Genomic DNA, 9,255 nt, shown 5'->3' with positions numbered 1-9,255 from the left:
CGCTTGCTTGCACAAGCATTCAGGGCGGTAATAATCAGAGGACGGGTTTCAGCCGGCTCGATAACCATGTCGGCATAACCGCGCTCAGCAGCCTTGTACGGAGTTGCAAACTCGTCTACATAGGCCTGGGTATTCTTTGCCTTCTGCTCAGGCTCATCGCGCTTGAAGATGATGTTGGCAGCACCGGCAGGGCCCATAACTGCAATCTCGGAAGTAGGCCATGCCATAACCTGATCAGCACCCAGCTCGCGGCAGCACATAGCGATGTAGGAACCGCCATAAGCCTTGCGGGTGATAACAGTAACCTTTGGCACAGTAGCCTCGGAGTAAGCATACAGCATCTTTGCGCCATGACGGATGATACCGCCATGCTCCTGACCAACGCCCGGCAGGAAGCCAGGAACGTCAACCAGATTTACCAGCGGAATGTTGTAGGCGTCGCAGAAGCGGATAAAGCGTGCAGACTTGTCAGATGCATCGATATCCAGGCAGCCGCCCATAACCTTTGGCTGGTTGGCGATAATACCAACAGTGCGGCCGTCGAAGCGAGCGAAGCAGCAGATGATGTTGGTAGCAAAATGCTGATGAACCTCATAGAACTGGCCATCATCAACCAGCATCCTGATGATTTCCTTCATGTCATAAGGAGCATTAGGATTGTCAGGAATGATGGTGTTCAGAGCCTCTTCCATGCGGTCAGGGTCATCATTGGTAGCAACGATAGGAGTTTCCTCCATGTTGTTGCTAGGCAGGAAGCTCAGGAGGTAACGAATCTGCTGGATGCAGTCGTCCTCGTTGGCAGCCACGAAATGAGCAACACCGGACTTGGTGTTGTGGGTCATGGCGCCGCCCAGAGCCTCGGCAGTAACCTCCTCATAGGTTACGGACTTGATAACGGCAGGGCCGGTAATGAACATCTGGGAGCTCTTGTCTACCATGTAGATAAAGTCGGTAATCGCAGGAGAATATACGGCACCGCCGGCGCAAGGACCCATGATTACGGAAATCTGCGGGATAACGCCGGAAGCAGCGGTATTGCGATAGAAGATGCCTGCGTAGCCGGAAAGTGCATCTACGGCCTCCTGAATACGGGCACCGCCGGAGTCATTGATGCCCACGATAGGAGCGCCCATCTTCATAGCCAGATCCTGAACCTTCCAGATTTTCTTGGCGTGCATCTCGCCCAGGGAACCACCCTCTACGGTGAAATCCTGTGCAAAGGCATACACCAGGCGGCCGTCTACAGTACCGTAGCCGGTAACAACGCCCTCAGCCGGCAAATCCTTCTTCTCCTGACCAAAATTGGTGCAACGATGCTTTACGAAAGCATCCAACTCAACAAAGGACCCTTCATCAAACAGCTTGGCGATACGCTCGCGTGCAGTCATCTTACCCTTTTCATGCTGCTTTGCGATGCGCTTCTCACCGCCACCCAGCTCAATGTGAGCCTTCTTTTCCTTCATAAGTTCAATTTTTTCCTGAACTGTAGCCATTTTTTACCTCCTAAACAGCCCTATAAATCCTGGCTGAATTTCTATTATCTGTCCTCATGCTGGCAGAGCTCTAAGAGCACGCCATAGGTAGATTTTGGATGAACAAAGGCAATATCAGCACCACCTGCGCCCTTGCGAGGCTTGGTGTCAATCATCTTAATGCCCTTTTCCTGCAGCTCAGCGATTGCTGCAGGCAGATCGTCAACACGGAGAGCAATGTGCTGAATACCGCCGCGGCCGCCGTTCTTCTCAATGAACTTTGCAATCGGGCTGTCAGGCTCGGTAGCAGCCAGCAGCTCAATCTCGGAGCCATTCGGAGTTGGATTAAAAGTGGTAGTAACCTTCTGCTCCTCAACTGTCTCCTGGCCGGTGCAAGGAAGGCCGATAGCAGTCCAGAAGTTCTGAGTTTCCTCTAAATCGTTTACAGCTACACCAATATGATCCACACCTAAAATCTTGAATGCCATTTAGCATACCCCCTAAATAAAATTTACTCTTTTAACATATCCTGCATAATATTGGCTACCACAGTATAAGGGTCGGTCTCCCTGGCCTTAATCTGCTCCACGTACTCATCCAGCCTGCCGGTTGTATTCAGCTTGCCGGTGATATACTTGCCAATATTGCTATGAAGAACATCCAGCATCTCATTCTTGGTACGCTGGGTGCGACGCTGCTGCAAAATGCCCGTCTCACTGATGTACTTGAAATGCTTTTCGATATTCTCAATGGTTTCAGTGATGCCTTCATTCTGGCTGGCGATAACCTTCTGGATAGGAGGACGCCATGCCATACCTTCTGCATGCTTCGCCACGTTCAGATGATGGAACTGATCTGCCAGAGCTTTCTCTGTGGAGGTCTGCTCCGTCTGCATGCCGTGGGCATCCAGGTCAAGCATCATATTCAGCTCACGGACCAGCTTATCAGCACCATCATGGTCAGCCTTGTTGATGGTGAACACGTCACCAATCTCAAGGATACCTGCCTTGATGGCCTGAATGTCGTCGCCCATGCCCGGAATCAATACGACCATTGTTGTATCTGCAGCCTTTACTATGTCCACTTCGGACTGCCCCACGCCTACGGTTTCTACAAAGATAACATCCTTGCCGAAGGCGTCCATCGCCTTGATAGCATCAGCAGTCTTATGAGACAAGCCACCCAGGCTGCCACGGGTTCCCATACTGCGAATGAAAACACCCTCGTCCATGGTCAAGCCGTTCATGCGAATACGATCACCTAAGATAGCACCACCGGTAAATGGGCTCGTAGGATCAATAGCAATAATACCAACAGTCTTTCCCTGGGCACGATAAGCCTTTGCCAGTTTGTCAGTCAGGGTACTCTTGCCGGCGCCCGGAGGCCCGGTAATACCCAGAACAAAGGCATGGCCTGTATGAGGATACAGCCGCTTCATAATATCCACAGCCTCATCATACTCGTTTTCGATGGCAGTGATAGCACGGGATAAAGCTAGCCGGTTGCCTTTTAACAGTTCTTCTACAATGTCCATTTTGCACCACCAATAAACCTGTACAACGGCATCCCCGGCCGCAGCCCCGGCAAAAGCAGGAGCTGCAGCCGCAAACGCCACATTATCTATCCGACATTCTCAGGACTTACTTTACGTTAGCCTTGATGAAATCTACAATAGCACTGGTCGGGGTACCAGGAGTGAATACCTCTGCAACGCCTGCTTCCTTCAGAGCCGGAATATCAGTCTCAGGAATAACGCCGCCGCCGATAATCAGCACATCATCCATGCCCTTCTCGCGAACGAGATTTACAACCTTTGGGAACAGGTGCGGATGAGCACCGGAGAGGATAGACATTGCAATAACATTTACGTCCTCCTGCAGGGCTGCCTCAGCAATCTGCTCAGGAGTCTGGCGGAGACCGGTATAAATAACCTCAAAGCCTGCATCACGCAGTGCGCGGGCAACAACCTTTGCGCCGCGGTCATGGCCATCAAGGCCCGGCTTTGCTACTAATACTCTAACGCGCTTTTCCATTCTACTTTACCTCCACATTATTACAGATTTACATGAGCTTCATACTCGCCGAATACTTCACGCATTACGCCGCAGATCTCACCGAGGGTAGCATAGGTGCGTACAGCATTCAGAATGTGCGGCATGAGGTTCTCATTCTCATCCTGGCAGGCAGCCTTCAGGTCAGCCAATGCAGCCTTTACAGCATCATTGTCACGCTTAGCCTTCATGGCAGCCAGGCGCTCGCACTGAGCAACGCCAACGGAAGCATCAACCTTCAGGAGGCCCTTAGGTGGCTCTTCCTCAATCTGGAACTTATTAACACCGACGATGGTCTTTGCACCGGACTCAACATCCATCTGCCACTTGTAAGCAGAATCCTGAATTTCCTTCTGGATGTAGCCCTTCTCGATAGCAGCAACAGCACCGCCGATTTCATCAATCTTGTTGATGTACTCCCAGGCCTCTTTCTCAATCTTGTTGGTGAGGGCCTCTACATAGTAGGAGCCGGCCAGAGGGTCGATAACGTCAGCCAGACCGGACTCGTAAGCCACAATCTGCTGAGTGCGCAGAGCGATCATTACGGACTCCTCAGTTGGCAGGGCCAGAGCCTCGTCACGGGAGTTGGTATGGAGGGACTGGGTACCGCCCATAACGGCAGCAGCAGTCTGGAGAGCAACACGGATAATGTTGTTGTTAGGCTGCTGGGCAGTCAGCATGGAGCCAGCAGTCTGGGTGTGCACGCGCAGCATCATGGACTTTGGCTTCTCAGCGTGGAAACGCTCCTTCATAACCTTTGCCCATACGCGGCGGGAAGCACGGAACTTGGCAACCTCCTCAAGAACGTTGTTGTGAGCGTTCCAGAAGAAGGACAGACGGCCGGCAAAATCATCGATGTGCAGGCCTGCCTTGATAGCAGCCTCGCAGTATGCAATACCATCGGCGATGGTGAATGCAATCTCCTGGGAAGCGGTAGAACCGGCCTCACGGATATGATAGCCGGAAATGGAAATGGTATTCCACTTTGGTACATTCTTGGAGCAATACTCAAAGATGTTGGTAATCAGGCGCATGGAAGGACGCGGCGGGAAGATATAGGTACCGCGTGCAGCATACTCCTTCAAAATATCGTTCTGGATAGTACCCTTCAGCTGGTCTGCCGGAACGCCCTGCTTCTCTGCTACTGCGATGTACATAGCCAGCAGTACGGAAGCCGGAGCATTGATAGTCATGGAGGTGGAAACCTTGCCCAGGTCAATCTGGTCAAAGAGAATCTCCATATCAGCCAGGGAATCGATGGCAACGCCTACCTTGCCAACCTCGCCCTCGGAGATAGGATCATCGGAGTCATAACCAATCTGGGTAGGAAGGTCAAACGCACAGGAGAGGCCGGTAGCACCGGACTCAATCAGGTAACGATAACGCTTGTTGGACTCTGCAGCAGTAGAGAAGCCTGCATACATGCGCATGGTCCAGAAACGGCCGCGGTACATGGTAGGCTGTACGCCGCGGGTGTAAGGATACATGCCAGGATAACCGATTTCATCAGCATAGTCGGTATCCTTGATGTCCAATGGAGTGTACAGACGCTGCTCCGGCAGGTTTGGACGCTCCGGGAAGCGGGAAATTGCCTTGTCTACGCTGGCATTGTATTTATCTAAGCCAGCCTGAATCTTTTCATTGCTCATAATTCTAAAAACCCCCTATTTACTTTTTCATGGTGCCGGTTGCCTGGAATCTCTCATGCCAGGAGAGTGCCTCCTCAAGGATGTGAGGAGTGTGAGCGCTCTTGGTTGCTGCCAGTGCCCTCTCATAATAATCCATCAGCATAGGCTTATAATCAGGATGTGCGCAGTTCTCGATGATAACCTTGGCTCTCTGGCGAGGGGACAGGCCGCGGAGGTCTGCCAGACCCTGCTCGGTAACAATGATATCTACATCATGCTCGGTGTGGTCGATATGGGAGCACATAGGCACGATGGAGGAAATTGCGCCACCCTTTGCAGTCGAAACTGTAAAGAATACGGTCAGGTACGCGTTGCGGGCGAAGTCGCCGGAACCGCCGATACCATTCATCATCTTGGTACCCATGATATGGGTGGAGTTTACATTGCCGTAGATATCGCACTCGATAGCGGTATTCATGGCAATAACGCCGATGCGGCGTGCAACCTCAGGGCTGTTGGCAACCTCCTGAGGGCGGAGCACGATGTGCTTCCTGTACTCCTTGATATTGTCGTAGAAACGCTTCAGGCCTTCCGGAGACGGGCTGAGGGAAGTACCGGAGGCAAAGTTCAGCTTGCCTGCATCAATCAGGTCAAACATACCGTCCTGAATAACCTCGGTATACACGGACAAATCCTTCAAGTCAGACTCAACGAAGCCGCTGATAACAGCGTTTGCTACAGCACCTACGCCGGACTGGAGAGGCAGCAGGTTCTTCGGCATACGGCCGGCCTTAACCTCCTCATGGAGCAGGTTGATGAAATTCTGGGACATCTTCCTGGAATTTTCGTCAATCTCGCCCAGCGGACGAACACGGTCAGGAATATCGCAAGGCACGATAAACTTAATCTTGTCCGGGGTGCAAGGGATATAAGGAGTACCAATCCTGTCATTTGGCTTTACAACAGGAATCGGCAGGCGGTTTGGCGGATCCAGAGGAACATATACGTCGTGCATGCCCTCCAGCTCCAGAGGCTGGCTGGTGTTTACCTCAACGATAACCACGTCAGCAGTCTGTACAAAAGATGCAGTATTGCCCATGGAAGTGGTAGGGATAATATTGCCCTCCTCGGTGATAGCGCAGGCCTCAACGATAGCCACATCAATCTTGCCGCCCATGTATCCGTAGCGGGCCAGCTGAGCAGACTCGGACAGATGCAAATCGCAGTAGTCAATCTTGCCGCTGTTGATTGCATTTCTCATATCCTTGTTGGTCTGGTACGGCATGCGGAACTTGATGCCATCTGCCCTTGCCAGTGCACCGTCCTCCTCGTCACCAGTGGAAGCGCCGGTCCAAAGGTTAATCTGGAAATGTTCCTTTTCCATGCGGGCTGCCAGAGCCATAGGAACAGCCTTTGGATAACCGGAAGGCGTAAAGCCGCTGGTACCAACATTCATGCCCGGCTTGATGAAAGCTGCTGCCTCTTCTGCAGTAACAATCTTCGCCTGTAATTCCTTGTTGCGTACTCGATTGAGAATATCAATCATCAAAAAATCCTCCCCTGTATATGTTACCTAAAATTTCTATGAATTTTACACCAATAAACAGGTAGTCAGCTCAGCTCATAACTCACAGTTATTGTTCTTTTATAAAAAAGTTATTGCAAAATTCATAGTACATATTTAACCTCATTAAAAGGATACCACTATAAATAAATTCAGTCAAGTAAAGGTTTTCATCTTGTTTTATCGTTTTTAGAAATAACTTAAACTGTTTTTTACCGCTGGAACAAAATACCTTCCATAAATACATTTTAGGGTTTGATATAAAAAATTTATTTGTCCAACATTTTTTAATAACTAAAAGTAATTACTTTTCCCTGCCCCTGTCGGAAATCATTTGCACGCACAGGACCGCTTCACGAAATTTTCTTACTTTTACCACAACTTATTTCAGAATCCGTCGGAAAAATGTACAACAAATCCTTTCCCACCGGAAAACAGCATCCAAAAAGCTCCGGGCAGAACACCCGGAGCTTTCCTGTCGTTCAATCCACTGTCATTCAATCCACTGGCTCATCACCCGCGTCAGGATTTTCAGGTCCAGCGGCTTGGCAATATGCTCATTCATGCCCACGGACCTGGCGGTCTGCACATCCTCCGCAAAGGCGTTGGCCGTCATGGCCACGATAGGTACCTGCCTGCAGTAGCTGCGGTCCATGGCGCGGATGCACCTGGCGGCATCGTAGCCGTTCATGTTCGGCATCTGAATGTCCATGAACACAATGCTGTAGTATCCGTCCATGCACTTTTCCATCATGCTGACAGCTTCCTGACCGTCAACCGCCCGTTCCACCAGCAGTCCCGTCACTCCCAGTATTTCCCTGGCAATCTCCGCATTCAGCTCGTTATCCTCCACCAGAAGCGCCTTGCGCCCGGTGAAGTCAAGCTGTTTCAATGCCTCCAGAGGGTTGTCCTGCTGCAGCTCGCGCCGCTCGCTGACAAGGCAGTTAAAGTCAGACATGGGCACGTTCAGATTTTCAAAGACCTCATGCCGCGCACCGGCCTGCTCCTGCAGCTTCAGATAGATGGAAACCGTAAACCGAGAGCCCTTGCCCAGCCTGCTCTCCACCTTGATGTCACCGCCCATCATGCGGACAATGTTTCTGGTGATGGGCATGCCCAGCCCCGTTCCCTGAATATTCTGCAGCCGCTCATCCGAGGCTCTGGCAAAGGGCTCAAATATCCTCTCGACAAAATCCTGGCTCATGCCGATGCCGTTGTCCTCAAAGACGAACTCATAGCAGCCCACCTTTTCCTGATGGGACGGCCTCTCGGAGATGCAGAGGCGCAGGACGCCTCCATCCAGCGTGTATTTGATAGCGTTGCTGAGAATATTGATAAACACCTTCTGCACATGCAGCCTGTCGCCTATGACATCGTCATGGGTCAGTTCGCCGATATGCACGTACAGCTCATGCTTATGCTCCTCAATCTGGGGGCTCATCATGGCCAGCAGGTTGGAAATCAGGTCTGACAGATTGAATTCCTCCTCCGTCAGCTCCACGGTGCCTGACTCAATCTTGCTCATGTCCAGCACCTCGTTGATGAGGCTCAAAAGGTGCTTGCTGGAGCTGCTGATTTTGTTCAGGCACTCCCGCACCTTGTCCCTGTCGTCAATGTTATTGGCCGCAATGGCAGTCATGCCGATAATGCCGTTCATCGGCGTGCGTATGTCGTGGGACATGTTGGACAAAAAATTCGTCTTGGCCTTGTTGGCAGCTTCCGCCGCATCATAGGCCAGCCGCATGGCATCAATAAGCTCCTTCTGCTTCTGCATGATTTCCAGCTCACGCAGCTTTTCCGCCTGTATGGACTGAATGGCAAAGATAGCGCTCTGCAGCCCGCCCTCCGTACTGCGGGAGCATTCAATGAAGGAACACTGCCGCCATTCAACGCTTCCCGCCGGCACATCCTCACCTTCAGCAAAAATCTGATACTGCTTGGAAATAATCCGCTCATGCTCCATGCGCCGCGGCAGGGTTGCCAGCGAGGCAAAATCCAGCATTTCCTCCTTATGCTCCGGCACCACCATGGCTCTGCACAAAAAATCCAGCCGTTCCTGGGCCGCTCCCCTGACAGCCACAAACTTGCCGGCCTGAATCCGATAGGTCAAGTCTATGAACGTATTTTCCTTCAAATCAATATAATAAACGGTCGTATATATCCTGCCCAGTGACTGAACTATCCCCAGCCACTCCCCGATAGGCCCGAAAATACCATCATAACGGTAACCCATATCTTCACCCCCGCCATATGCAACAGTCCCCTAAACTGTTTAATACATTACCTTATAAACTATATTATGATAAAAGTCCCAAATAATGTCAATGTAATTTTTACAAATCGTGCAAAAATTCCTACAATATAACTATACCGGAAAATAAATTACAGCATATTGCCGCCGCGATATTTCTAAAAATGAGCACAAAAAAGACCTCTCATTGCTGAGAGGTCATAATTGCAAATGGTCGGAGCGACAGGATTCGAACCTACGACCCCCTGGTCCCAAGCCAGGTGCTCTACCAAACTGAGCTACGCCCCGA

7 protein-coding genes and 1 tRNA gene are annotated in these 9,255 nt (G+C 51.0%); all 8 read right to left on the bottom strand.

Annotation, left to right across the window (positions count from 1 at the left end; translation table 11 throughout):
• Nucleotides 1–1,493 (bottom strand): methylmalonyl-CoA decarboxylase subunit alpha (gene mmdA / locus ACI3UA_RS02895; protein ID WP_439723326.1); only part of this gene is annotated, 1,493 nt, incomplete at its 3' end.
• Nucleotides 1,494–1,537: 44 nt separating this feature from the next.
• Nucleotides 1,538–1,960 (bottom strand): methylmalonyl-CoA epimerase, encoded by a 423-nt coding sequence (mce, locus tag ACI3UA_RS02890; RefSeq protein WP_439723325.1) that lies wholly within the window; start codon nucleotides 1,958–1,960, stop codon nucleotides 1,538–1,540.
• A gap of 23 nt (nucleotides 1,961–1,983) precedes the next feature.
• Entirely contained in the window at nucleotides 1,984–3,006 is a 1,023-nt protein-coding gene (meaB, locus tag ACI3UA_RS02885) for a methylmalonyl Co-A mutase-associated GTPase MeaB (RefSeq protein ID WP_439723324.1), read from the bottom strand.
• Between the two features lie 106 nt (nucleotides 3,007–3,112).
• Nucleotides 3,113–3,505: a cobalamin B12-binding domain-containing protein gene (locus ACI3UA_RS02880; protein ID WP_154406707.1), complete on the bottom strand. Its 393-nt coding sequence runs from the start codon at nucleotides 3,503–3,505 to the stop codon at nucleotides 3,113–3,115.
• A 20-nt stretch (nucleotides 3,506–3,525) separates the two neighbouring features.
• Nucleotides 3,526–5,172 carry an acyl-CoA mutase large subunit family protein gene (locus ACI3UA_RS02875; RefSeq protein ID WP_439723323.1) on the bottom strand — a complete coding sequence of 549 codons (1,647 nt, stop codon included), beginning with the start codon at nucleotides 5,170–5,172 and terminating at the stop codon, nucleotides 3,526–3,528.
• Nucleotides 5,173–5,191: 19 nt separating this feature from the next.
• Nucleotides 5,192–6,697 (bottom strand): acetyl-CoA hydrolase/transferase family protein, encoded by a 1,506-nt coding sequence (locus tag ACI3UA_RS02870; protein ID WP_439723322.1) that lies wholly within the window; start codon nucleotides 6,695–6,697, stop codon nucleotides 5,192–5,194.
• Nucleotides 6,698–7,208: 511 nt separating this feature from the next.
• Nucleotides 7,209–8,948, bottom strand: coding sequence for a hybrid sensor histidine kinase/response regulator (locus ACI3UA_RS02865; RefSeq protein ID WP_439723321.1), 1,740 nt, complete (start codon nucleotides 8,946–8,948; stop codon nucleotides 7,209–7,211).
• 229 nt (nucleotides 8,949–9,177) lie between these two features.
• Nucleotides 9,178–9,254: transfer RNA gene (locus ACI3UA_RS02860), tRNA-Pro, on the bottom strand.
• Nucleotide 9,255: the final 1 nt, after the last annotated feature.

This window comes from Anaerovibrio sp. (assembly GCF_051866355.1).
GTDB lineage: Bacteria > Bacillota > Negativicutes > Selenomonadales > Selenomonadaceae > Anaerovibrio.
This window is presented reverse-complemented; position numbering and strand designations above follow the sequence as displayed.

Bases quoted from the DNA above. Each gene is read 5' to 3' on its own strand.
- mce (WP_439723325.1), bottom strand. From the start codon at position 1,960: ATGGCATTCAAGATTTTAGGTGTGGATCATATTGGTGTAGCTGTAAAC.
- meaB (WP_439723324.1), bottom strand. From the start codon at position 3,006: ATGGACATTGTAGAAGAACTGTTAAAAGGCAACCGGCTAGCTTTATCC.
- ACI3UA_RS02880 (WP_154406707.1), bottom strand. From the start codon at position 3,505: ATGGAAAAGCGCGTTAGAGTATTAGTAGCAAAGCCGGGCCTTGATGGC.
- ACI3UA_RS02875 (WP_439723323.1), bottom strand. From the start codon at position 5,172: ATGAGCAATGAAAAGATTCAGGCTGGCTTAGATAAATACAATGCCAGC.
- ACI3UA_RS02870 (WP_439723322.1), bottom strand. From the start codon at position 6,697: ATGATTGATATTCTCAATCGAGTACGCAACAAGGAATTACAGGCGAAG.
- ACI3UA_RS02865 (WP_439723321.1), bottom strand. From the start codon at position 8,948: ATGGGTTACCGTTATGATGGTATTTTCGGGCCTATCGGGGAGTGGCTG.